We start from the raw sequence: 24,332 nt of genomic DNA, 5'->3' as shown, positions 1-24,332 counted from the left end.
TTCATAGTCACATCTGTTGAGGCGAAAGCCATCATGGTTATGCGCTGGCTTCGCCACTGACGGTCGCAACGACTTCGATCTTTCGTGATTCAGGTAATTCGGTAAAGGCGAGGACAACCATATCGTCGATATGCTGGCGGATAATGGCTGAAAATTCGCGGCGGATCGCTGGTGATACAACGATCACCGCCTGCTTGTCTTGTGATGCCAATGTTTCATTGGCGGCTGAAATTCTTTCCAGAAGCTGCTGGGCTAGGCTGTTATCCAGCACCAGTCCCTGATCGCCACTCTGACGTGCCATCGAAATAAGCATATGTTCTAGGTCGGAATTTAGCGTGATAACGGGCAAAGGCTGGTTTAATGGTGCCACCTGCTGGATCAGCAATCCGGCAAGGGCAGGGCGCAAGGCCTCGGCCATATCGGCGGTTGACAGATTACGCGCTGCCAGCCCTGACATATTCTCCAGAATCCCGCGCAGGTCGCTAACCGGAACACGCTCCTCAAGCAAGGTGCGTAAAATCCCTGTCAATGTATGAAGCGGGACCAGCTTGGGCACAACTGACTCAACCAGACTAGGTGACGATTGTTTCAGATTATCAAGCAGACCCTGAACATCATCCTGACCGATAAGCTGACTGGCAAATTTATAAAGTATCTGGCTCAGATGCGTTGACAGCACTGATTCCGGTGCCACCACAACATATCCTTTGGCTTCGGCTTCGGTCTGTTGCTGGCTGGTAATCCAGATGGCATCCATACCAAATGAAGGGTCTTTGACTTCGATACCGTCAATTTTGATATTCACATTGTCACCTGGGATGGCCAGCTTGCGATCGGGAAATACCTGATCTTCGCCTACAATTGTCGGGCCAATGCGGATACGATAGGTGTTCGCTGGTAAGCTCATATCATCACGGATACGAACCGCCGGCACGATAAAGCCAAGGGCTTTTGATACCTGACGGCGAATGCCTGTAACGCGGTTGGTCAAAGGGCCGCCAGTATCTTCCTCGACCATTTCGACAAGCCCGTAACCAAGCTGGATTGAAACCGGCGCATTATCGGCAATTTCGTCAAGTTCGATAAGATCGGGTGACTTGGCTTCATCTTCCATTTCGGCCAGCTCTTCGGCATCGCCATCTACCAGCGCTTTTTGTTCCTTTGTGTAAGACCAATAGCCTGCACCCGCCGCAATCAGCGCCGCGCCGATAAATAACAGATTAGGCATACCCGGAACAAAACCGATCAACATCAGCACGCCGGAAACAGGTGCCCATGCGCGGGACAGGCTGATCTGATCGCCAATATGCGCGGCCATATCTTGGGTTGATGATACACGGGTGACGATAATCGCAGTAGCAATGGCCAATAGCAAAGACGGGATCTGCGCGACCAGACCATCACCGATAGACAATAGAATATAGTTTTCGGCAGCCACGCTTACTGACAGATCATGCTGAGAAATACCGATGATCAGACCGCCAACAATATTGATGATCAGGATCAGGATCGACGCTACCGCATCACCTTTAACGAATTTTGACGCACCATCCATGGCACCATAAAAATCGGCCTCACTGGCAATTTCTTCGCGCCGCAAACGGGCTTCTTCATTGGTCAGCACACCCGCATTCAGATCGGCGTCAATTGCCATCTGCTTGCCTGGCATCGCATCAAGGGTAAAACGGGCTGAAACCTCGGAAACACGGCCAGCACCCTTGGTGATCACAACAAGGTTGATAATAATAAGAATGATAAATACAAAAATACCGACAGCGTAATTGCCGGAAATAACGAATTCGCCAAACGCTTTGATGACCTGACCGGCAGCGTCACCGCCTGTATGACCTTCGCTTAGCACAATACGGGTCGACGCCACGTTCAGACCAAGCCGCAGGATTGTGGCGATCAGAAGCAGGCTAGGGAAACTTGAAAAATCCAGTGGTCGCAATGCGTTCATTGCCACCATTAGGATCAGCAAAGACATCAGGATATTAAAGACAAAAAACGTATCAAGCAGAAATACCGGTAAAGGTAAAACCATCATCGAAATCAGCACCAGAATACCAACCGGCAAAATACCAGTCGTTACCAAAGCCTTGGGATCGTTGATGCCAAATCGGGCGAGTGTCATTTCCATGACGCATATCCTCTGTCAGTATATTGAACAGCATGCGACACAACTTCCCGAACATGGTGCCGGATTGGATTAGCTTTATTAGTGCTAATTTGTTGAATAAACATGCTTTTATGCCTTTTTACCTAAATGTTGCAGCCAGCCAAGCCGACAGCACCCGCGTTAATAAAGGCAATAAGCGTGCCAGAATAAAAAAAACGAGTATTTTCATTGGCAAAAGTATGAAACCCCTCAATTAAGATGAGTGGCACGGATAATGCATAGCTTGTGTGTATCAAATTTTTGAAGAATGGAACGGACCCATGCACAAAACACCCACGCGGAATAATTTAGTTACAATTGTGGCCTTGATGGCGGCATCATTAGCGGTGTCTGGCTGTCAGCTTGCCGATAGCCTTAGCGGTAACACGGCGATGTCCACCAGCGGCACAGGCATGTCAGCCCTTGAACAAAGTCAGGCAACATCATTGGCATCAGTTGCCGAAGTGTTTGACGCGGGCGCAGACGAAATTCCAACTTTAACGGCGGTTGGTTATGCCGTTGTGTCATCACAGCCGGGGCGCTCAGATGCGCAAAAGCGCCTGATGGCTATTCGGTCAGCCCGCATGGTTGCTATGCGTGACCTTGCCGAACAGATCCACGGCCTACAGGTGGACAGTTCGACAACTGTGATCGATCTGATGGTTCAGAATGATACTTTCCGGGGTGTCGTTTCGGGAACGATCCGGGGGGCGCGTACCGTGCGTATCAACCCGACAGGCTCGGATACATACGAAATCGTTTTGGAAATTGACCGTGACATGATTGCGCATCTGATGGGAAGCGCACGCAGCGTCGGCTAAACTGTTGTTAACAGAAGTCAGAATATACGTCGTGTCCAGCTCTGGGGTGTAAAGCAGAACAATGAAAAAAAATGGTGTTTCCATTATCCCGTTCTCCCTGCCAAACTGGTTTGTGCTGATTATTGCAGTGTTGCCGGTTTGGTTCGTTTTGCTATGCGGCCTATTTATGTCAGCGGCGATGGGCGCCGAAGGCTTCCGTTTTGCCGAGGCTACAGGCCGTGCTGTCATTATGGATGATGCGGCACAAGATGAAGCCCGTATGATTGCGCTTGAAGATGCGCTTTATCAGGTGGCTCTTCAGGGCGGTGCCGAGGTGAACGGCTTTTCGGCGGTATCCGCGGACACCACCTTGAGTGATCATTTTATTGTGCGTCCATCGAGCCGCATTCTTGATTATACCATTACCAACGAGATTGTCGATGATCAGCATTATATGGTCAGCGTTAGGGCGGCTGTTGGCGAACTGCCAAAAGCTGAATGTGCAACGCCGCGGCATCACAATGTGACTGTATTTGCCCCGTCTATCTATGTAGGGCCGACGGTGCCTGCATGGTTGGCACCAATTGCCAGAACCAGTGTGACCGAGATGCTGATACAGATGGAACGGCATCCCAATCTGAAGACGCGGCGGGCGATCACAACCCCGCTTGATGTGGCGGCGCTGGCACGAACCAATGATGCCTTTGACTATACCTCGCTGACCCAGGGGCGGGTGCGGGTTGCTACAGGTGATTTTGCTTTTACCCCTGAAATTTCGTTCAATGCCCGAAAAATAGGCAAATTTTTGCGCGATGAAATGGTGCTTGATGTGACCGTCACCATGCATGTTGCTGATGGGTTATCCTATACGCCAGTCCTTGATCATAGCGTAACACAGACGATCAAGCTCAGCGATATATCGCCGTCACGGACACTTAATGTGCTGACCCGCGGCAAGCGCAAAGCCGTTACGGCCAACATTTTCGGCATGATGCCTGGTTTCATCAATGACCTCTCGCAGCAACTCACCTGCCGCCCTCTTGTCAGCACGCTTACATTAGCTGATGGTGTTTTAACTGTACCCCTTGGCAAAACACATGGTGTAGGTCAAAATTCACTAGCTGTGACCAGCGGCACTGATACCCTTTGGACTATTTTGCGTGTCTCAAAAGCGGATGCACGATCGGTTGTCCTTGAGCCCTTAAACCCCGCGCGTGATAAAAATATGTTACAAGGTGCAAAGGTTGAATTTATGGAGTTAACGCAATGATTACACGTATTATTTTAACGATCACCTTGCTAATGGGTTTAACAGTTTCAACGGGTGCATTTTCCCAGTCTCAACCGCTTGTTGTCCTTGAATATCCAAATCAGTCAGCGTCTGGCAATGTGGATAGCAACAATCCGTTTGTCATTGATCCAAATTATGCCACCAAACATAAGGTTGCGCAAAATGAAACGCTAAGCCATGTCATTAACAAGCATTATGCCAATAGCGGACTGAATTTGAAATTCATCGAAATGGCTATTGTTGCTGCTAATGCCAAAGCCTTTGTAAGAGGTAATCCAAATTTTCTTTATGCTGATAAAACATTACATCTGCCGTCATTGAATGAAATTCAAGATATGATCTTGGGCAAGAACAAGTCTAACGCAGCCAGTGGTGGGGGGGGGTCACAAAGTGATCAGATTTATTTCATCGGCGGATAACTCGATGTGTATTGGCAAATTAGCGGTACCTGTTATTGCTGGGCTATTTATGGGCATTATTAATGCCGATTCTGCTGTTGCTGTCAGCGCCAATAAATCAGTTCCGCTATCAGTTTTGAATGATGATAACGCTGACAGCAAAGAAGCTGAAAGCCCAATTATTACAGGTGAATATATCAATGAAATTGTCACCCAGTTTTTGTCAGTCAAAGGTATTGAAGCCACGCCAAGTTTAAATCCTGATCGTTTGTTTCGAAAGTGTGAAGGCGATCTGACTGTAAACCCGATGTTTGGTAATTATCAAACCGTCAGAGTGGAATGCGAACATACAGCTGGATGGCGCGTTGCCGTAAGAACAAAAATTAAAACAGCGACTCCAGACATCACGGCATCCAAACGTAACACAAATGCGCAAGCCACGAGTCGAACATCAAGAAATATAGTTGCTAAACCGAGCAAAAAAATGGAAACAGCTCGTGTTGTAACCTTGACCCGCAGCATGACGCGCGGTGACATAATCACCCCAGATGATGTTGCTTTTATTGATGTGTCGATGCGTGAAGTCGTAGGTGTGTTTTTTGATCATGATGATGTGATTGGGCGACGTTTAAAGACCTCAGTTTCTGCAAGAAAACCAGTTTTTGCCCGCCAGCTTCATCCACATTGGATGGTCGAAAAAGACCAAGAAGTAACGTTGGTGAATCAGTCTGGTGCCGTAGCTGTCAGTGTGCTAGGCTATGCCCTTGAAAATGGACAATTTGGTGAGTGGATTAAGGTCAAGAACGTGAATAGCGATAGAATTGTTCATGGCCAGATAATTAATTCAAAAAAAATTGCAACAGGCACTAACATTCAGTGAGTTCTTGTCGTTTATGATCCTGAGGAGGCTATTCTAATGGTTGATGCCATAAAAAATATGGTCAATCGAGTCGAGGTTCAAAGAACCCGCGATCGTGATTTTGACAGCAAAGCAGTTGCAACAGGTGCGTCCGACGTAGCACCAGTCGCACGCGATACTGTAACGATGAGCGGTGCGGCGTCACCCCAGGCTATTGCACAGCTGGCTGAAAAGCCGCCGGTTAACGCAGAAGCAGTTAACCGTATCAAAAGTGCGATTGCTAACGGTGAGTACCCAATTAACCTTGATTTGATTTCTGATGCGTTAATGGATGCATACAGGGATTTGAAAACCTAAATACTGGTTATTTAGGTGACAGATACGCGCACATCTAAAACGCAGACCCTTTTTGACACTGTCGAGCGCTCGCTTGACAGTGCTTTGTTGCGTCTGGAAGATGCCGCTAATCTTCGTGCTATGCTGGCAGAAATTGAAAAACAGGTTCAAGATGTCTGGCCTGAAATTGAATCATCTAAAGAAGGTGGAACATTTAGTGCTGATGATAAGGTGCAACTTTCAAAAATTTTAGATAAGATAAATTTACTGGAAGCTAAAACGCGGGCTAGGCTCGTATGGTCAGATGATTTAGGAAAATATATTCGCAAATCACTTGATAAATCGATTTAGCATTGGAAGCCGGCATTGATAGCTGGTAAAAGAAAAGGCGTTGCTATGCACAGTCTGAATACGTTTTTATCTTTTGTTATGAGCCCTGCTGGGATTGTTTTACTGACAGTTGCAATCATGCTTGGTGTTGTGGTGTGGCGAAGTCTTGCTGTTCAGGCCGAACAACGTATTCTATCAGAAAAACTTGATGAGGCACTTCGAAACCAAGCTCAACAATTAGAGGCGCAAAACCAAACTATGTCGCGCCTTGCTGGGCATATTTCAAAGTTGGGTGATATGATCACCGAGCATGGTGCAACATTTGATACCATGCGCGAGGATATATTGCGTTTGACTGACGATGTCCGGGGCGAGGTTGGAACCTCTAAAGCGATTGAAATGGCGCGTAAAGGTGCGTCTGCAGACGCGATAATGAAAGCAACTAAGCTCTCTGCAGGTGATGTTGATGCGATTGTTCGGTTTCACGGAAAATAGATAAAAGCGAACCAGACTACATCTTGAAAATGCTACTTTTGCATTCAAGATAATATAGGTTGTCCGCGATGGTGACTTCTAACATCTTTGTCTGACGGTTAATTGCGATTTTTGTTTGACCGTCAGAGATTGTGATCAAATTATCCGAGCTGTGCGTGATGGGCATCTTCATCTCACCGCTCACTGTTGTCAGGATCGTATCCTCGCCAGGTTGTATAGATCTTATAATGATCTCAACAATACCAGTTGCGTTCAAACCGCATGAAAAGGTTTCCTGTTCAAATCGAGACATGCCTTTGCAACTTGCAAGCGTTATCAGAAGTCCAAATCCAAAAACGCCATATACAAAATATTTCAATCTATACGTCACTATTGTCAGCTGCCTTTTTTGCTATCATCTGACTTTGCTTCGGTCGCGTCTAAATCGTTAAGTTCTTGCACGCCATTACGTAGATCTTCTTCGATGGTTTCTACAGGTTCTCCATCGGGTGATGATGCGCTAGCCTTTGGCATTTTGTCCGCCACAGCCGCGGCAATCGCCTCATTATCTGCTACATCATCAGTTGGGGTAACTTCATTTTCATCATCTTTTTCCGCAATGCTATCTTCGGAAATAGGTGCTGTTAGATCGATTTCATCAGGCGTATCCTCAGGCATATCCTCAGGCATATCCTCAGGCATGATGTCATTCTCAGCAATGATGTCATCTGCTGGTGTCTCTGCCGGTTTTTCAGTTTGCTCCTCTAATTCACCAGATACATCCATCATATCATCCGACGCATCCGGCCGGTCATTAGCCGTGTCTAGCGGGTCATCAGATTCTTCAAGCATGTCATTATTTTTGTCTGCTGTATCATCAGTAAAGTCCATTAGGTCATCTGGAATGTCTGATAAGTCAGCAGCCGAGGCAGTCATTTCTGGAAGCGGTTTATCATCGACATCGGTGGCTTGTAATTCGGCTTTCTCAAATTCAATTAATTTGGCGGCATCATCAGCCTGAACGTCAATGACAACCCCGCTTGGGAACCGAACCCCATTAACTTCACAATTCTCAATAATGCGAACACGCATCCAGTTTGTATCTTTAACATCACTATCAAGATCGGAAAATTCATCAAAATTATCATCTGCTACTGCGGGTGCAGGATCGATAAAATCAAGTTGTTTATCGTTACCTTTTAAGGCGCCGGACTCCATTAGTGCCATAATTCGCTGACGCAGAATGTAAACGCGCGCCGCAAGAATACCAAGGCGTTTCAATTCATCTGTTTCGCGATCAAGCAGCCCTTTAACGAACTCATTCATCTCATCAAGCGACTGGTCATCACATTTAGCGATTACAGCATCGCGAACTTTTATAGTCTGAGGTGCCAATGGCGTTGAAGAGCCGGGGCCTGCACTATTCGATAATGTCGTTCTAGCCATTTTTTTATCCTTGCCGTTGTATTTGGCATCCTTATTGCAAATTCCAGACCAATCGACGGTTTATGTTGATGTTTTTTAAACCCTGAAAAAGGGGGGAAAGCAGAGATCTATAACCATCACTGTTAACTATATAGAGGTAAGACGATGAAAGGAATTGGCGATTATTTGCAAGTGCATTCGGCAGCATTGTCTTTGCGCTCGAAACGTAACGATATTCTTGCGTCGAACATTGCCAACGCTGCAACACCAAATTTCAAAGCACGTGATATTAATTTTGAAGATGAAATTAGTCGTGTTGCTGGCTATGGAACTATGAATGGCACTGACGCACGTCACATCAGAACTGCGGTGAATGGACGGCCAGATCAGGTTCTTTATCGCCAACCATTAAATCCATCTTTGGATGGAAATACAGTTGAACTGAATGTTGAACAGATGGAGTTTTCTGAAAACGTTGTGCGTTATCAGACATCGCTCACATTTTTGAATAACCGCATCACCGGCTTGATGTCGGCGATAAGGGGTGAGTGATGGCCGATATTAAAAACGTTTTTGATATTTCTGGTCGGGCGATGGCCGCACAAATGGTGCGCCTAAACACGATCGCCAGTAACCTTGCTAATGCCGGAAACTTGGCAAGTACCGAGGATGAAGCCTATCGCTCAATGAAGCCAATTTTCGAGACACGTTTTGCAGACAACGTAAATGATAGCGGCATGTCAACCACGCAAGTGGTTGGGGTGACCAAGCTTAATCGTAAGCCTGAGCGGATTTATATGCCAGACCATCCAAAATCTGATGCAAAAGGTTTTGTGTACAGTGCTGCGGTGAATGTCGAAGAAGAGTTTGTAGAAATGCTGGAGGCGAGCCGCCAGTACCAGAATAATATTGAAGTCGTTACCACCTTACGCGCTCTGATGATGCGCACAATCAACATGGGCAAATAGAAACGGAGACCGAATAAATGAGCACTATTGATACATCTTCCCAGAACTCTCTGAATTCAATTCTGGATAAGCTTGGTGTGAAATCTACTGATGATGCAGCGCCAACTAATAAGGATCAGTTAGGTCAGGAAGAGTTTTTGACGCTGATGACTACACAGCTGCAAAATCAGGATCCGTTTGCACCAATGGAAAATACAGACATGATTGCCCAGATGGCGCAGTTCTCGACTGTAACTGGCATCACTGACATGAATCAGACGCTAAACGGATTGGCTGAAACCTTGGCGGAATTTCGAATTGCTACGGCATCAAACATGCTTGGCAATTCAGTCATGATACCGGGTAATTATGCCCGCCCAGATAATAATGGTGAAATTCACGGAATGCTGGATCTTCCATCTGCATCTGGCGTTACCAGCCTTGCCTTTACTGATCAAGCCGGAGCCTTGTTGCATAAAAAGGATCTTGGGCCGCAAGCATCTGGCCTAGTTGGATTTTCGTGGGAAGATATTCCTGAAGATATTTTAAACAGCGGTGATCCGGTTCGTATCGAAGCTCATGTTGATTTTGGTAATGGCATGGAAACACTGACCCCAAGCATTTTTGCCGACGTTCTGTCTGCCTCTACTGGTGACGCGACCACAGGGGTGATGCTTGATGTTCGTGACTATGGCGAAGTGCGTGCGGCTGACGTGGCACGTTTCCGCTAAGGACGCACAGACTATTGACCCTATTAAACTGAAATTTTGAATAATATATTGCATTACAGGAGACTAACTAATGTCGTTTTATACAGCTTTGACTGGACTGAATGGATCTTCGGCAGATATTTCCGCAACTTCCAACAACATTGCGAACGTTGGCACAACAGGCTTTAAGCGAAGCCGTGTTGAGTTTGGTGATATCTTTGCGACTTCACCGTTGCAGAACTCATCCTCATCGCTTGGTTCTGGTGCAATCTTGAAAGGTGTAAAACAGCAGTTTACGCAGGGTAATATTGCATCGTCTTTGAACGCACTCGATTTGGCTATTTCTGGTCAGGGTTTCTTTGCTCTGAAACCATCTTTGACGTCAGCCCAGACAGTTTATACGCGTAATGGTTCATTGAATGTCGATAATGACCGTTATGTTGTTGACTCGGCCGGTCAGTATCTTTTGACATACCCAGTTAACAATGACGGATCGGTAACGGCTAAAGACCTTCAAAGTGCAGTGCCTTTGCAGCTTCCTGTCACTTCTGGTGATCCACAGGCCACAAGTAACATTAATCTTGGTGTGAACGTTCCAGCGTCTTCAGAAGTTGTCACCGATCAAGCTCAATTTGCTGATGGTTATACATTTAATCCTGATGATGCCAGTACCTTTACAAATTCAACTTCAATCACGATTTTTGATGATTTGGGTAACCCAACAATTGCGACTGTCTATTTCATCAAGACTCAATCGGCATCTGCTGATAACCCAACAAATAAATATGATACGCGTTTGGTCATTAACGACCAGATCATTGATCCTGACCTTGTGAGTTCAGTTGATGATGCCGGCAATCAGGTGTTCATTGATAGGTTTGGACGCCAAACAACAACCGTTCCAGATGATAACTACTTTCTGGAAGGTAAGGGTTCGCCACTTTACAAACTCGATGATTTGCAAAAGCTGATTCCATCATCTCCTGCAACTATCAAGGGTGAGCAGACATCATTCGACTTTGGTGAAGAAGGTGACAAGCTAGTTGAGATTGTAACTGACCCGCTGGAATTCAAAGCCACACGTGAAGGTGGAAATGCTGGTGGTGACGTCTATTGGGGAAAAGATTTTCTGCTTATCAATGTCGATGATAGTGACCAGCCTGTCAGCATTGATATCAGACCTGGTACATATAATGCAACTCAGCTTGCTGCAGAAGTTGAGCGTTCAGTTAACGCTGCTTATGGTGATGACCGGAAGCTCCAGATTGTTCAAAACCTTGATGATAAGATCAAAATTGATCTCAAACGTACTGATGCAGATGGTGCGGTAAGTAGCTTGGATACGGCTATTGAGGTTGATTTATTGGGTACAGATAGTTTTGTATCAGAAAATATCGCCGACTTTGATATTGATGGTTCATCCCCTGATATTACGCGTGAAGATTTCCTTGCGCATACACAGGTAAAAATAAATGATGCGCTGAATGCTTATAACCGCACACAATCAGGTAATCCTTTGGGTGTCGAGAACCTGTCATTCACGCGTTCTACAAGTAATAAGATAAATACAATCTACGAATATAATAATATCATAACTTTGGATCGTTTGGGCAATAGTACCGACGTGACGATCAATCCTGGCACAATCAATGATGCCAACTCAGAAGAATTTACCATTGACCTTGTCGCGGATGAAGATGGTGATGGCGTTTTTGAGAGCAGCGTAACTCTGAATTCAGGAACGCTGGTTCTGGCTCAGGATACAGCAACTACAATTGCAGCCGCTATGGCAATTGATAGTGATGTATCTGGCGCGACAAGCAAATATGAGGTGTCTGCTTCGAATGGTGTGCTCACAATCGCACGCCCGGATGGCGTTAACTTTTCTGTGCTTAAAGGAAATTCGACCTTTCCAACTGGATCATCATTGCAAGTCGATAACGCCGATATCTCTGACTCGTTAACTGTAACAAAAACCACAACAGGAACCGTATCTGCAACTGAAGTTCAGAGTGTTGCTGGTCTTGATGCCGCTGGCCTTGCTAATCTGGCTGGAAAGAGCCTGACACTTGGTGAAAGTGGAACAATTAATTTTGGATCTAGTTCATTAGTCGTCAGCAAAACAACCACGGGAACGGCATCTGTTGCTGAAGTTCAGTCCATAGCAGGACTGAATACAGCAGGGCTTGCTAATTTGGCAGGTCAAAAATTAACCATTTCAGACGGCACGAATTCTATTTCACATACCTTCACGTCGGCACCAGCTGATGTCGCCGAGGTCGTAACAGCTATCCAGGCTGCAACAGGTTATAGTAACTTATTGTTCACGGCATCGGCTGGCACTGACGCTGTTTCGCTTACTTATAAGAGCGCAGGTGTGATAACGACAACGTCAACGGCCACCCAAGCATCAACTGCAGTGACTGTTGATTTTGCCACAACTCCAACTCTTGCCGAAGTCGTATCAGCGGTTCAAGGTCATTCAAATTACGCTGATCTTGGCTTTACCGTTTCTGCTGGTACTGATGCTCTTACCTTGACATATGCAGCTGATGGTGTGGTCGCAACTACAACAGCGGCATCAGTTGGCAAAATGGTATCTGATGATAATGTCGACTCACAATATATGGCCTATTCTTACTTCGGTAATCGTCCATCAATGGATGTCTATGATACCCGTGTGGCCGCAAGTGGTGATGCAACAACATCATATATTTCCTATACGGCAACGCAAAATAAGATGAAAATCTTTATTGATGATGCGCAGGCTACTAACTTTACTGTGGGTGCAAACATTCGTTTGTCAGGTAAATTCCCTGCTACTGAGGGAAATGCCGGAACGCTGAATGGTCGGGAATTTGAAATCGTATCTGTGGCCTCTAGCACCACAACAGGCAATACCACGGGTCGTGGCTATGTTGAGGTCAGCACGTCTGGTCTCGCGCTTGCTGAAAATGATTTTACGATTGCGGGCGCTGCGGCAGATGTCTCAGTATATATTTTGGCTAATAAGTCAACGACAACCGAAGCCTTTTTCGAAGGATCCTATCCGGTATATGAAGGTTCAATGGAAAACTATTCAAGCAAGCGTATGGTTATTCGCGAAATTGGCAGCAAAAGAACTGATCTTGGTGGCTTTGTGGCTTCGTCTGCCGCCTTTGATAATACAGGTACGGCAACTGATCTGGAGGCTCTTGGTCTTGATGCAATGGCTGTTGCGACAACCGCAGAAAATTCAACCATTGACTGGGTTGATGAAAAAAATCCTGCTGTCAAGGTTGGTTATGATGCTGTTAATCAGCGCCTGAATTTTACAGTTGATAGAACCGTGCTTGGTAGTGGAACTGACAGTAACTTTAGCTCCTATTCAATCTATGGCTCAAACGCCACTGGTTCTAACAACCTTGGTATTCCTTCACAAAGTTCGTCATCAACTGTTCCGATTAAGGGTGGAGAGGTTCTTTATGGCGATAGCTTTATATCCGATGGTGAAGAAATTCAGCCAAATGACAAACGCTATGGCATCTCTGTAAATTATAATAGTGATCTAGAGAATTTTGAATTTTCCAGCGGCTCAACTGGTGAAACGATAGCTGGTGACGGCGCAATCGGTGTAGAAACCAATCAAAAAAGTTCAAATATACAGGTCGGTCGCTATACGATTAGTGTAACTGATGGCAGTGCTATTAAAACCATCACTGATGCGGATGCCCGTATTATTGGTAATGGCGAAAATCAACTTCTTGGAGTCGGCGCAACAAAGACAGACTTTATCTTCACCGAAGGTAGAGGCCTTAAAGCGACGCCTGCTGTAGCATCTGGTGCCAGTGCAAACGAAGATTTGAGTAGCGTTTTCAAACTATCTGCACAAACAGGCGAAAACGTATTCAATATTTCTGTAAATGGTATTAGCGGTATTATTGAGGTGCCTGCAGGTTCATATGTTGGATCAACATTGGCATCAGCTCTTGAAATGCGAATTAACCAAATTTCGGATCCTGTTACGGGTGACCCTATTGGTGGTGTGTCAGTCAGCTATGATCTGGAAAACAACAATCTATCGTTTACCACAGGAACAACGGGTGACTCGTCAACGATTAAAGTTAAGGGTATTGCCCGACTTGGTCTTGATGATGTGCCGCTAGGTGTTGGATCAGTGCCAGAGATTTATAATCTGATCCAGGCAACAAATGACAATGGTGTGGCTCTTTACGTCAGCGCAGATGGTAAGGTCGTTGAGTCACCCCCAGCAAACTTGGTCGAAGGCTACTATCCACTTTACATTGATGAGGGTGAGTTGACCTTTGACAAAACAGGTGCGTTGGTGAGTCCAAAGAATAATGTGCATTATGAAAAACAGGAAGAAGGCTTCTCTATTGCCTTGGATGTTGATTTCTCTGCTTCAACCCAGTTTGCACAACCATTCTCAGTGCTTTCTGTGCAGCAGGATGGTTTCACATCTGGACGTCTTGACGGTTTGGAAATTGACTCATCGGGCACCATTCGCGCCAACTATACAAATGGTCAAAACAATCCGCTTGGCAAGATCGTTGTGGCTAACTTTAACAACCAGAATGGTTTGAAGCAGATTGGTAATGCGACATATGTTGAAACCGCTGTTTCAGGTACGCCACAGGTTGGTGAGGCGGGTGCCGAAGGCTTTGGTAATATCCTGTCAGGTTCGCTAGAACGTTCGAACGTTGATATTACCGAAGAGCTGGTGAATTTGATTACGGCTCAAAGAAATTATCAGGCGTCAGCAAAAGCGATTGAGACAACAACTGGCCTAACGCAGACCATTATTAATATCCGTATGTAACTGCGGATAAAATAGCGCTAAAGTAGATGCCAAACTGGCTGTGGCTGGTTTGGCATGGCTCTTGCTTATTGAACTAAGATATCAATCAGGAGATAGCCGTGGACAAGTTTATTTTTACCGCCATGAATACGGTCAATAATATTTATGACAACCGATCGGTTCGCGCGCAAAACATGTCTAACATCAGTGTGCCTGGCTATCGACGAGACCTAGGCACCAAAACTACTGGCTCTGCATTTTTAAATGTGATGAATGGATTTCAATCACGTGCATTTGCCCTGAAAGATAATAATAATACTTTCGAAAGCGCACCTGGTCAGCTTAGTCAGACGAACGAAGCTATGGACATTGCCATTCGTGGTGATGGATATTTTTTTGTAAAGGGTCCAGGTGACGTTTCTTTGACACGTCGCGGCGATTTGAGTGTTGATGCTGATGGGTTTCTTGTCAATGGAACGAAAGCAAAGATTCTGGATGTCGCATTGAATCCAATTCAAGTGCCTGCTAATAGATCAATCACCTTTTCTGAAAATGGTGAAATAATCATTGAGCCAGTTGGTGCCGAGGCTGGCACAAGGGTAAATGTTGGGCAGCTGGCAATGACCTCGGCAATTGATGTTCAGCTTAAGAAATTTCCTGATGGGGAAATTCGAGCGGCAAATGGTGAAGTCCCTGAAATCGATCAATCACCTAGGATTATCCAGCACAATGTTGAACTGAGTAACGTCAATATTACCGAAGAGCTGGTCAATTCAATCGAAGATCAGCGTCAGTATGAAATAAATATTAAATTGATCTCTACTGCTCAGGAACTTGATGAAGGTACGTCATCTCTTATGCGGTTACCTAACTAATTCCGTCGGTTTGGCACGGGTCTTGCTTACATAGCAGCAGAGTATTTTAATCTGCTGGAGGCAAGTAAATGTCAACGAGTTCAATGCATGTGGCCAAAACAGGCCTGAATGCCCAACAAACTAGAATGCAGGTCATCGCCAACAACCTAGCCAACGTGAATACAACAGGTTTCAAGCGTGATCGTGCAAATTTTGAAACACTCCTTTATCAAGTTCGCCGCTCAGCAGGTGAGGAAACATCTGCAGATACTGATTTGACATCAGCTTTTGCTGTTGGAACAGGTGCGCGCATCGTCAATACCCAAAAGATGATGAGCCAGGGTAGTATGATCCAAACAGACAACTCTCTTGATCTAGCCATTGAGGGTTCAGGCTTCTTTCAGGTTTTGCTCCCGGATGGCCAGATTGGCTATACACGAAATGGATCATTTTCAACTAACGCTGAAGGCACGCTGACAACGCCAAGTGGTTATGTTTTGCAGCCTGAAATCCAAATCCCCGGAAATGCAAACCAGATTAATATCTCAGGTGATGGTATTGTCAGTGTGATTGTAGCTGGTGAAGTAGAACCTCAGAATGTTGGCCAGTTGACTATTGCAGACTTTAATAACCGCCGTGGATTACAGCCAATAGGTGAGAGCTTCTCAATCGAAACAGCTGCTAGTGGTGCTGCCATCATTGCAAACCCTCAAGAGCAAGGCTTTGGTAAATTGGTACAGGGGTCGCTTGAGGCTTCTAACGTTAATGTGGTGCAAGAACTTGTAAACATGATTGAAACACAGCGTGCCTATGAGGTGAGCTCGAAGTCGATTACATCTGTTGATGAAATGCTGCGCTTCATCTCAAATAACCTGTAATTAATCTAGTATATCTGAGGTCTTGTTATGTTGAATGCTCGCTTTTTATTTGTTGTCTTATTAATAGTTGGACTAGGTGGTTGTTCAACCTATGTCGAAAATCAGGCATCGGTTGAGTTTGAGCCAATCTACGAAACAAATGATTTTACACAAATGGTGGCAATACCAACAGGCGGTATCTTTGAACAGACCAAAGGTGGCCTATTCGCAACAGATCGTCGTGCCCGTAATGTTGGTGATATTTTGACAGTGTCTTTAAGTGAATCATTTTCAGCAACCAAGTCGCAAACTGCTGCATCAGCCAAAACTGATAGCTTTGGTGTTACCTTACCAACAGCATTACCAAATATTCTAACAGGTGGATATTCAGATGCGGGACTAACCGGGGGCGCCGCCCGCAGTTTTTCTGGTTCTGGTTCTGCTGCGCAGTCTAATTCGCTGTCTGGCTTTTTGTCTGTGACTGTGATGCGTGTATTTGATAATGGCAACCTGGAAATCAAAGGTCAGAAAAAGCTGAACTTGAATAATGGCGATGAATATGTGCGTTTGACAGGTCTAGTCCGGCCCCAAGATATTTCGGCGTCAAATCTTGTTCTGTCAAATCGCATTGCTGATGCACAAATCACTTATGTAGGTGCAGGCGAAACAGCTGACTCGGCGCGTCAAGGGTGGCTCAGCAAAACACTTCGTACAATCTCTCCATTCTAAACTGTTCTGTTAGATTAGGAATATAAAATGTCAATTCGTACCATCATTACTACCACTTTGATCGTTATGTTCAGTGCCTTTGCAGGTATCAGCAGTGCGGTAGCTGATCGGTTGAAAGATATGACGTCAATTGCTGGCGTAAGATCAAACCAGCTTGTGGGTTACGGGCTTGTGGTAGGTCTGTCTGGAACGGGTGATGGAAACTCGGGTCTGACGTTGCAATCTTTGCAATCAATGGTGTCGCAATTTGGCTTAGTAACAGACGCGTCAAACTTATCAGGTAAAAATGCCGCTGCCGTTATGGTAACTGCTGATTTGCCAGCATTTACTAAACCAGGTCAGCGCATTGATATTACAGTGTCGACTATTGGGGCGGCAAAGTCACTTCGAGGTGGCACATTATTGATGACACCTTTGCTGGGTGCTGATGGTGAAACCTACGCAGTGGCTCAAGGTAATATGGTTGTTGGTGGCCTGGGCGTGACAGGAAATGATGGATCGTCTGTAATTGTGAATATTCCAACTGTTGGTCGCATTCCCCGTGGTGCTTCCGTAGAAAAAATGGTCGAAACCCCATTTCAGTCATCCGATAATTTAATACTTAACTTGCATCAAGGTGATTTCAGCACGGCTATTCGTGTGTCTGACGCTATCAATGATGTATTTGGGCCTGATGTTTCAGTTGCACTGGACGCGTCATCAATTAAGGTCCGTGCGCCTGTTGATCCCAAACAGAAAGTCAGTTTCGTAAGTTTGCTAGAAAATGTTGAGGTTGATCCAGCACGCCCATCTGCAAAGGTCATCGTCAATTCTCGTACAGGCACAATCGTTATTGGTGGTGATGTAAGGGTAACACCTGCAGTTGTTACGCATGGATCGCTAACAGTAAAAGTAACCGAAGATATGAATGTAACGGCAACTGGTACAACGACGACAAATGCTAATGGTACAGTCACCACGCCTGGTGAGGCTGTTCAAACCGCTGATACGGAAATTGAAATTGAGGAAGAAACAGCCAAAGCCTTTGTTTTTGATACGGGTGTTGATCTGGCTGATATCGTTGACTCGATCAACGCTGTTGGGGCCAGTGCAGCTGATTTGGTTGCCATTCTTGAAGCGCTTCGTGAAGCTGGATCGCTTCGCGCAGAAATCATTGTGATTTAGGGGGTCGCTATGGAACTAACACCTATTGATACATCCATGGCTATGTATGAGGCCAACAAAACCAAATTACCTGATGAAAATGAGGATTTAAGAGAAGCCGCTGAAAAATTCGAAGCGATCTTTTTGCATCAATTCTTAAAAGAGGCACGTAAAACAAAACTTGCTGACGATCTTTTCGGTAGTCACGCTAAAAGCACTTACGAAGATATGCTTGATCAAGAACATGCAGATATCATGTCCAAAAAAATTGATCTTGGTATCGCTGAGGCGTTAGTGCGCCAATTTGATAAGTCAGCGATGTAAATATGGCTAGTTTATTTGATATTGGTAAATCTGGATTAAATTCTTACCGGCAGGCTTTGTCGGTAACGGGTCAAAATATCGCCAATATAAGCACGGATGGATATAAGCGCCGCGAGGCTAGCCTTGAAGAAATTCAGGGTGGTGCAGGCAGTGTTAACAGTTTGCCAGATCAAAGTGGTCTTGGTGTGCGGGTGGCCGATGTAAGACGTTCATTCGATGAATTTCTATTGAATAAGGCGCGATCTACATCATCTTATGCGGAGGGTGCTGAGGCCTATTCATCTAATATTAGTGACCTTGAAGATGTGCTTCTGCCTGGTGAGCATAATCTTGGTTCGATGCTTGCTAAGTTTTTTGACGGATTGCAAGAAGTGTCAGTGGCGCCAGCTGATCGTGCTCCTAGAATGGTCGCTTTGGAGCAAGCTAACGCTTTAGCTAGCAGTTTTAGGCAGTTATCCACTGAGATGACCGCAGTCAAAAAAGGTATTGCTGAACAAACCAATCAGAATATTCGCGACCTCAACGGGCTCGTTTCAGAGCTTGCAAATCTAAACAGGTCGATTGGCGTGGGATCAGCTGCCAAATCAAATTCTGCATTGGACGCGCGTGATGCGCTTATTGATAAAATTAGCAACTATGTTGAAGTCACAATTGTGAACAATGAAGATGGATCCTCAAGCCTTACGCTTGGTACCAGCGGAACTGGCCCTGCCATTGTTCGGCATGATACATTTGCAACGCTTCAAGTTGTTGAGGACGATACAAAACTTACATTCCTTATTGGTGAGGGGAGTGGATTTGCTCCAACCAACGAAATCAAGAACGGCTCATTGAAAGGCCTGAGTGATAGCTTTTCAAAGGCATCTGAAACAATGGATAAGATTGATGAGCTGGCATATTCATTTGTCCGTGACATTAATGCAATTCATGAACAAGGTATAAATCTAGAGGGTTTGCCTGGTGGTAAATTCTTTCAGATGGCTGACATCAAAACGATTGAGAGTTATCAGAATCTTGGAAGTGGTGAGGTTTTTGTCGAGGTCACTGATTATACTATTGTTGACCCTGAACCCCTTGAAATAAAATTTGATGCAAAGAATAATATCTGGGAAGCGCGTGATAAAAAAAATCAAGTGGTAGGTTCTGGTGAGTCTCAAATATCTCTTCCCGGCCTAATCATTGAATTTGGCGGCAATCCCAGCAATGGTGATAAGTTTTTTCTGGAGCCAGCCGCTGGATCGGCGAGTGCAATTGGTCTCGTGATTACCAGACCGCACGATATTGCGGCTGCTTCAAAGCTACTATCGTACGCAGATCCGAATAATGAGAGCGCTGCAACTATGGCCGTAGATACGGCAGTGTCTGCAGCTGTCGATAATGTGCCGGACATGACAAAGGTGCTTTCAAATAGTTTTTCGGCTGTTTCTGGAACAACCTTTCGTGCTGACGGTTCAGCTGTCATTATCCCTGCCAATGTAACTAACGTTGATTTGGCCAGCCTCACACAGCAATCACAACTCACATTCTCTGTCAGTGATGAAAATTTGAGTGGTATCGAAACAGCCACTTTCAATGTTACCGACCCCGATGGAAATTCAAAAACCTATAGTTTTGATCTCAGTTACGACGCCTTCCATCCTGATGGGACAGGAGCTTGGACTGATATGAACCGGGTTGCCGATCTGCTCAATAAGGGTGTGATTACGGGCACAAATAATATTGACGGTGATACGACATTTTCTTTGATTGACCTTGGTGGTTTTGCATCTGGTTCAGGCGGTCAAATCACGATCAGCTTTTCTAAAAACACGATCGCTGATAGCGCGTCACTAAGCCTTGCAAGCGCTAATGATATTTCTGGCATTGTCACAAGTCGAAGTGATGTAGCTTCTGATATACAAATTTTTACCCGAGAAGGGCGTCATATTGCCGGATCAGCATTAACAGCTGACGAAATCAGCACCCTTTTTACCACGGCAAATGGATTTAATGCTGGTGCAACCTATGTCGATACATATCTAAACAAGACGGGTGAAGATGGATATCTTGGCACCACCGTATCCAACAAGACCAACGCATCAGACATTTTGACAAGCATCAGTGATTTAGCGACAAGTCGGACTATTACGTTCGATAGTTTGGGTAATATTGATGGCAACGAAGAGTCGGTAACTGGAGTCAGCGCTTCGGCAGAAACTGTCTCTTACGCGCTAACAATTGATAATATTACCCAAAATGTGACTGGCGCAGATGTAGTCTCTACGGCACCAGCTGATATTGCTTATGCCATGGCCAAAAACTTTAGGTCTAATGCGCCGATTGCCAATCTTACAGGTGCTGCTGCTTTGACCAAATCAAACACCATTGCCATATCTGAAGAAAACAGAACCATACTTGCAGAATCAGGCGTGTTGAATATTCAGTTTGATGGGGCGAGCTATCAGCTAAAGGAGTTAGCTGACGGCTCAATTGGCATTGAAAGCAGTAACCAGAATATAATTTCAATTAGTTACGACCCAAGCACTTACAATATTTCTGAAACGCTAACAGACCTTCCTGCTGATGGCGAAAATGTAACTGTTACATTTGAGGGGCAAAATTACACCATCACCATGATGGATGGTGAGTTGTATGTCACAGGCGGTGAGACAGGGCGACTGAGCGCTAGCTTCAATAAAGACTATAAGCTACATATCTGGTCAAATGATGGCTCTTTGATAAGTGATAATATTACGCTACCAACATCAACGACCATTGAAAACAATACCGAAGCGGCGACGCGCTTTGGACTCATTAATGGCACAACCCAGCCAACTGCGTCACTTACGCAACAAAGCACTGTTATGACGGTCTCGCAAACGGTTGCTGGCGATGGTTCGACTAATGAGGTGCAATCGATATCTGGTTTTGATGAGGCTGGCCTTGCTGGATTAGTTGGCAATAAACTGACAATTGGTGATGGCCCACTAAATCTGCGTATTTTCGAACATGATGTCAGTGTCACAACTGAGGGTTCTGAAAATGTTGCCGAAGTTCAGTCTATTGCCGGGTTTGATTATACGGGGTTAACTAATTTAGCAGGGCAAACGATCACCCTGTCTGACGGTGCCACGTCAATTTCACATAAATTTATAACAGCACCTGCCAGTGTTTCGGTAATCGTGACCGCATTACAAAATGCCGCTGGTTATAGTGATTTGTTGTTCAATATTGCACCTGGGTCCGATGCGCTGACGTTAAACTATAAAGATGCTGGTGTGGCGACCGCCGCTAGCTATACCCAGACCACCAATGCCGTAACGGTTGAATTTTCAACAACACCGTCACTATCCGATGTGGCTCTAGCCCTTCAAAGCCATAGTAGCTACGAAAATCTTGATTTTACTGTGTCAACGGGAACTGACGCCTTAACCCTGACATATAAAACACAAGAAGCTATCAGCAACGCACCTGTAGCTGAAATCAACAGCTTTTATAACCGAGATTTTAATATCAAAGTTGATGGTGCAAACATTATTGCAACGCATATTGACAGCACAGAAGATTTACAAGTCAGCGCAACAGCAGACAGTCTTATGGGGCAGCGGGTCACACTAATGGATATGCCGGATGAGGATCTTGTCGTAGTGCTAACTGGGCAAGGTGCCCGAAAAATATCGGCAACTTATGATGTGCGCCCGCCTGAGGCCGAGGTCATGATCCGTGACATCGCCGTTACAGTGACAGATGCGGTTAACGGCATCGTGGACTTTGTTGATACAGAGACTGGCACGACAATGGCAACGCGAACTTTAGACTCATTTAACCAAGCATCTGCCAAAGGGTTCACTGTCAAATTGTCTGGTGAATTAAAAGTTGAAGATAAATTTCATATAGCCACCAATTATGATGGTGTTGGTGATAGCCGGAATCTGAAAGCTATTATTGATCTGCAAACCCCCAATGATGAAGAGCTTGATATTGGTGGGTTCCAGGAAATATTTGGATCAATTGTTGCCGAGCTAGGTTCAAGCGTGCGCACCAGCAAGCTAACACTTGAGGCAGCTCAAACTTTGCGCGATGCAAGCCGTGAGGCCGAAGCCAGTTATTCTGGTGTGAATTTGGATACAGAAGCAGCGCGTCTTATCGAACAACAACAGGCATATCAGGCTTCGGCACGGATATTGTCCACAGCGCGTGAATTATTTCAAACGCTGATTCAGTCAATTTAGGAGAATTAAAATGCCAATTAGCACCAAATCGTTTAATGCGCAATCACTGGCTGGATTTCATAAAATCACCGGACAGATTCAAGAAGCGCAGATGCGTATAGCGTCAGGCAAAAAAATCCTTCGCTCGTCTGACAGCCCCATTGCGGCCACTAATATATCTGCCGCCAAGGAACAAAAGGTTCTTCTAGATCGTTTTTCCTCAAACCTTGACCGTGCACAATATAGGCTTGCCCTTACGGATCAGACGCTTGGGCAGGCGGTGACTATTATGACGCGTATTTTTGAACTGTCTATTCAGGCGGTGAATGACACATATTCTTCTGCTGACCGTCAATCAATCAAGGTAGAAATCAGCGAACTGAAAGAGGGTATGGTTGAACTTGCCAATAAAAAGGATCTGACAGGCCAGTCATTATTTGCGGGCTATAAGGTAAACTCAAACGCATTTGAGATAGATGAAAATGGTGTTGTTCAATTTGTGGGCGACCGTGGCACACATGATGTACAGGTGTCAGAATCAATGCGGCTTCAAACGGGTGTTGATGGTGCGACTGCCTTTATGCGAGTCGAAAGTGATTATGGCCATGACTCGGCTTTTGAAATTATAGAAATTGTTGAAAATCAGATATTGTCTGGCTCTTTGGAAGAGGGCACGCTGGATGATATTAGCAAAGCAATAGATCACATCTCACGTCAGCAAACTCTGATCGGTGCGCAGTTGAGCAAGGCTGACATGCAAGCTGATGCTTTGGAACAACGAAAACTTTTATTGAACGAAAATATTTCTGATCTTGAGGATGCTGATATTGCAAGCATCGTGACTGAAATGCAGTCAATGATCACAAGCCGTGATGCTGCCCAGCAGGCATTTGTAAATATTGGACGCCAAAGCCTGTTTGACTTCATGCGATAGAGTGAAATTCAGTCCTGACGGCAAAGAGGGGTGGCAAAACCACCCCTCTTTTTGAATGCGTATTTTAATTAGGCTGAAACTACTGAAGTAGAGCTAGCAGTGTTTGCTTAGACTGGTTTGCCTGAGCTAGCATGCTTGTAGCTGCCTGTGACAGGATCTGTGTCTTGGCCAGCTTGCTGGTTTCAACAGCAAAGTCAGCATCCATGATCCGGCCTTTAGCACCCTCGGTGTTTGTCACAATCGATGACAGATTGTTCGTTGTGTAGCTGAGACGGTTTTGAATCGCACCCAGATCACCACGAATTGAACTTACACTGTCAATTGCATTATCAAGGGTTGTCAAAGCTGATGCAGCTCCTGCTGCTGTGGCGATGCTCAGACCAGACATTGATGTGCCACCTGCGGCACTCAAAGTTGGATCATTCACATCAAAGTCAGCAGCACCAACGTTACTTTCGATGAAACCATGACGTGCAGCATGGTTGGCGCCCGCGTTCGTTTCACCAACATCAATTTTGATCGGTGAGTTATTGACAGAGTCCAGTTGGATCGAACCATAACGTGTCTGTGGTGTACCAGCTGTCACAGTTGTTCCCAGCACATCTTTAGGAGATGTAATCAGAAACTCGATCGCAGCATCACCCTGGTTCATAGCGGTTTGGAATGTGATCGTACCAGCTGTTGATGAGGAATCAACACCACCTGCTTCAGCCACCATGAAGGTAGAGTCAGCATTGCGAACCAAATCAGCAAGCTTTACAGCAATAGTAGCTTC

The 24,332-nt window shown here is 45.3% G+C and carries 21 protein-coding genes; 18 read left to right on the top strand and 3 right to left on the bottom strand.

The window, feature by feature from the left end:
• Positions 1-37: 37 nt before the first annotated feature.
• Entirely contained in the window at positions 38-2,140 is a 2,103-nt protein-coding gene (gene flhA, locus ACTF7Q_RS04480; protein ID WP_438996657.1) for a flagellar biosynthesis protein FlhA, read from the bottom strand.
• Positions 2,141-2,439: 299 nt separating this feature from the next.
• On the opposite strand from flhA, the gene ACTF7Q_RS04475 reads away from it, so the two are divergent.
• From ACTF7Q_RS04475 to ACTF7Q_RS04445, 7 genes are all read left to right on the top strand, one after another.
• Positions 2,440-2,979 carry an LPP20 family lipoprotein gene (locus tag ACTF7Q_RS04475; RefSeq protein ID WP_438996656.1) on the top strand — a complete coding sequence of 180 codons (540 nt, stop codon included), beginning with the start codon at positions 2,440-2,442 and terminating at the stop codon, positions 2,977-2,979.
• A 61-nt stretch (positions 2,980-3,040) separates the two neighbouring features.
• Positions 3,041-4,228 carry a flagellar assembly protein T N-terminal domain-containing protein gene (locus ACTF7Q_RS04470; protein ID WP_438996655.1) on the top strand — a complete coding sequence of 396 codons (1,188 nt, stop codon included), beginning with the start codon at positions 3,041-3,043 and terminating at the stop codon, positions 4,226-4,228.
• Entirely contained in the window at positions 4,225-4,668 is a 444-nt protein-coding gene (locus ACTF7Q_RS04465; protein WP_438996654.1) for a type IV pilus assembly protein FimV, read from the top strand. Before ACTF7Q_RS04470 ends, ACTF7Q_RS04465 begins: the two co-directional genes overlap by 4 nt.
• 4 nt (positions 4,669-4,672) lie before the next feature.
• Positions 4,673-5,527, top strand: coding sequence for a flagellar basal body P-ring formation chaperone FlgA (flgA, locus tag ACTF7Q_RS04460; protein ID WP_438996653.1), 855 nt, complete (start codon positions 4,673-4,675; stop codon positions 5,525-5,527).
• Positions 5,528-5,563: 36 nt separating this feature from the next.
• Complete coding sequence (gene flgM / locus ACTF7Q_RS04455) at positions 5,564-5,863, top strand: flagellar biosynthesis anti-sigma factor FlgM (protein ID WP_438996652.1); 300 nt, start codon at positions 5,564-5,566, stop codon at positions 5,861-5,863.
• A 15-nt stretch (positions 5,864-5,878) separates the two neighbouring features.
• On the top strand, positions 5,879-6,193 hold the full coding sequence (locus tag ACTF7Q_RS04450; RefSeq protein ID WP_438996651.1) for a hypothetical protein: 315 nt from the start codon (positions 5,879-5,881) through the stop codon (positions 6,191-6,193).
• A gap of 45 nt (positions 6,194-6,238) precedes the next feature.
• Positions 6,239-6,667 (top strand): hypothetical protein, encoded by a 429-nt coding sequence (locus ACTF7Q_RS04445; RefSeq protein WP_438996650.1) that lies wholly within the window; start codon positions 6,239-6,241, stop codon positions 6,665-6,667.
• A 375-nt stretch (positions 6,668-7,042) separates the two neighbouring features.
• On the opposite strand, the gene ACTF7Q_RS04440 is transcribed toward ACTF7Q_RS04445, so the two are convergent.
• Positions 7,043-8,092 carry a hypothetical protein gene (locus ACTF7Q_RS04440; protein ID WP_438996649.1) on the bottom strand — a complete coding sequence of 350 codons (1,050 nt, stop codon included), beginning with the start codon at positions 8,090-8,092 and terminating at the stop codon, positions 7,043-7,045.
• Between the two features lie 144 nt (positions 8,093-8,236).
• On the opposite strand from ACTF7Q_RS04440, the gene flgB reads away from it, so the two are divergent.
• The 11 genes from flgB (at position 8,237) to flgL (ending at position 23,557) form a co-directional block, all read left to right on the top strand.
• Positions 8,237-8,623 carry a flagellar basal body rod protein FlgB gene (flgB, locus tag ACTF7Q_RS04435; protein WP_438996648.1) on the top strand — a complete coding sequence of 129 codons (387 nt, stop codon included), beginning with the start codon at positions 8,237-8,239 and terminating at the stop codon, positions 8,621-8,623.
• Positions 8,623-9,039, top strand: a complete 417-nt coding sequence (flgC, locus tag ACTF7Q_RS04430; protein WP_438996647.1) for a flagellar basal body rod protein FlgC — start codon at positions 8,623-8,625, stop codon at positions 9,037-9,039. The genes flgB and flgC overlap by 1 nt, the downstream gene beginning before the upstream one ends.
• A gap of 17 nt (positions 9,040-9,056) precedes the next feature.
• Positions 9,057-9,749 (top strand): flagellar hook assembly protein FlgD, encoded by a 693-nt coding sequence (locus tag ACTF7Q_RS04425; RefSeq protein ID WP_438996646.1) that lies wholly within the window; start codon positions 9,057-9,059, stop codon positions 9,747-9,749.
• Positions 9,750-9,819: 70 nt separating this feature from the next.
• Positions 9,820-14,547 (top strand): flagellar hook-basal body complex protein, encoded by a 4,728-nt coding sequence (locus ACTF7Q_RS04420; protein ID WP_438996645.1) that lies wholly within the window; start codon positions 9,820-9,822, stop codon positions 14,545-14,547.
• Positions 14,548-14,645: 98 nt separating this feature from the next.
• Positions 14,646-15,401: a flagellar basal body rod C-terminal domain-containing protein gene (locus ACTF7Q_RS04415; RefSeq protein ID WP_438996644.1), complete on the top strand. Its 756-nt coding sequence runs from the start codon at positions 14,646-14,648 to the stop codon at positions 15,399-15,401.
• Between the two features lie 68 nt (positions 15,402-15,469).
• Positions 15,470-16,258, top strand: a complete 789-nt coding sequence (gene flgG / locus ACTF7Q_RS04410) for a flagellar basal-body rod protein FlgG (RefSeq protein WP_438996643.1) — start codon at positions 15,470-15,472, stop codon at positions 16,256-16,258.
• A gap of 27 nt (positions 16,259-16,285) precedes the next feature.
• Positions 16,286-16,966: a flagellar basal body L-ring protein FlgH gene (locus ACTF7Q_RS04405; RefSeq protein ID WP_438996642.1), complete on the top strand. Its 681-nt coding sequence runs from the start codon at positions 16,286-16,288 to the stop codon at positions 16,964-16,966.
• Positions 16,967-17,032: 66 nt separating this feature from the next.
• Complete coding sequence (locus ACTF7Q_RS04400) at positions 17,033-18,130, top strand: flagellar basal body P-ring protein FlgI (RefSeq protein WP_438996668.1); 1,098 nt, start codon at positions 17,033-17,035, stop codon at positions 18,128-18,130.
• Positions 18,131-18,139: 9 nt separating this feature from the next.
• Positions 18,140-18,433 carry a rod-binding protein gene (locus ACTF7Q_RS04395; protein ID WP_438996641.1) on the top strand — a complete coding sequence of 98 codons (294 nt, stop codon included), beginning with the start codon at positions 18,140-18,142 and terminating at the stop codon, positions 18,431-18,433.
• Between the two features lie 2 nt (positions 18,434-18,435).
• Positions 18,436-22,644, top strand: a complete 4,209-nt coding sequence (gene flgK, locus ACTF7Q_RS04390) for a flagellar hook-associated protein FlgK (RefSeq protein ID WP_438996640.1) — start codon at positions 18,436-18,438, stop codon at positions 22,642-22,644.
• Between the two features lie 10 nt (positions 22,645-22,654).
• Positions 22,655-23,557 carry a flagellar hook-associated protein FlgL gene (flgL, locus tag ACTF7Q_RS04385; protein ID WP_438996639.1) on the top strand — a complete coding sequence of 301 codons (903 nt, stop codon included), beginning with the start codon at positions 22,655-22,657 and terminating at the stop codon, positions 23,555-23,557.
• 79 nt (positions 23,558-23,636) lie between these two features.
• Here flgL and ACTF7Q_RS04380 read toward each other — a convergent pair.
• Positions 23,637-24,332, bottom strand: a 696-nt coding sequence (locus tag ACTF7Q_RS04380; protein ID WP_438996638.1) for a flagellin, incomplete at its 5' end; no start/stop codon positions are given.

It is taken from the genome of Puniceispirillum sp. (SeqCode) (assembly GCF_965657105.1).
Classification (GTDB): domain Bacteria; phylum Pseudomonadota; class Alphaproteobacteria; order Puniceispirillales; family Puniceispirillaceae; genus Puniceispirillum.
Note: the sequence above shows the minus strand (reverse complement) of the source record. Positions and strands in the feature narration are given on the sequence as shown.

Excerpts from the sequence above, each read along its gene's own strand:
- flgM (WP_438996652.1), top strand. The coding sequence starts at position 5,564 with ATGGTTGATGCCATAAAAAATATGGTCAATCGAGTCGAGGTTCAAAGA.
- ACTF7Q_RS04475 (WP_438996656.1), top strand. The coding sequence starts at position 2,440 with ATGCACAAAACACCCACGCGGAATAATTTAGTTACAATTGTGGCCTTG.
- ACTF7Q_RS04420 (WP_438996645.1), top strand. The coding sequence starts at position 9,820 with ATGTCGTTTTATACAGCTTTGACTGGACTGAATGGATCTTCGGCAGAT.
- ACTF7Q_RS04445 (WP_438996650.1), top strand. The coding sequence starts at position 6,239 with ATGCACAGTCTGAATACGTTTTTATCTTTTGTTATGAGCCCTGCTGGG.
- ACTF7Q_RS04465 (WP_438996654.1), top strand. The coding sequence starts at position 4,225 with ATGATTACACGTATTATTTTAACGATCACCTTGCTAATGGGTTTAACA.
- flhA (WP_438996657.1), bottom strand. The coding sequence starts at position 2,140 with ATGGAAATGACACTCGCCCGATTTGGCATCAACGATCCCAAGGCTTTG.
- ACTF7Q_RS04405 (WP_438996642.1), top strand. The coding sequence starts at position 16,286 with ATGTTGAATGCTCGCTTTTTATTTGTTGTCTTATTAATAGTTGGACTA.
- ACTF7Q_RS04400 (WP_438996668.1), top strand. The coding sequence starts at position 17,033 with ATGTTCAGTGCCTTTGCAGGTATCAGCAGTGCGGTAGCTGATCGGTTG.
- ACTF7Q_RS04395 (WP_438996641.1), top strand. The coding sequence starts at position 18,140 with ATGGAACTAACACCTATTGATACATCCATGGCTATGTATGAGGCCAAC.
- flgL (WP_438996639.1), top strand. The coding sequence starts at position 22,655 with ATGCCAATTAGCACCAAATCGTTTAATGCGCAATCACTGGCTGGATTT.
- ACTF7Q_RS04440 (WP_438996649.1), bottom strand. The coding sequence starts at position 8,092 with ATGGCTAGAACGACATTATCGAATAGTGCAGGCCCCGGCTCTTCAACG.
- flgK (WP_438996640.1), top strand. The coding sequence starts at position 18,436 with ATGGCTAGTTTATTTGATATTGGTAAATCTGGATTAAATTCTTACCGG.
- ACTF7Q_RS04425 (WP_438996646.1), top strand. The coding sequence starts at position 9,057 with ATGAGCACTATTGATACATCTTCCCAGAACTCTCTGAATTCAATTCTG.
- flgG (WP_438996643.1), top strand. The coding sequence starts at position 15,470 with ATGTCAACGAGTTCAATGCATGTGGCCAAAACAGGCCTGAATGCCCAA.
- flgA (WP_438996653.1), top strand. The coding sequence starts at position 4,673 with ATGTGTATTGGCAAATTAGCGGTACCTGTTATTGCTGGGCTATTTATG.
- ACTF7Q_RS04470 (WP_438996655.1), top strand. The coding sequence starts at position 3,041 with ATGAAAAAAAATGGTGTTTCCATTATCCCGTTCTCCCTGCCAAACTGG.
- flgC (WP_438996647.1), top strand. The coding sequence starts at position 8,623 with ATGGCCGATATTAAAAACGTTTTTGATATTTCTGGTCGGGCGATGGCC.
- flgB (WP_438996648.1), top strand. The coding sequence starts at position 8,237 with ATGAAAGGAATTGGCGATTATTTGCAAGTGCATTCGGCAGCATTGTCT.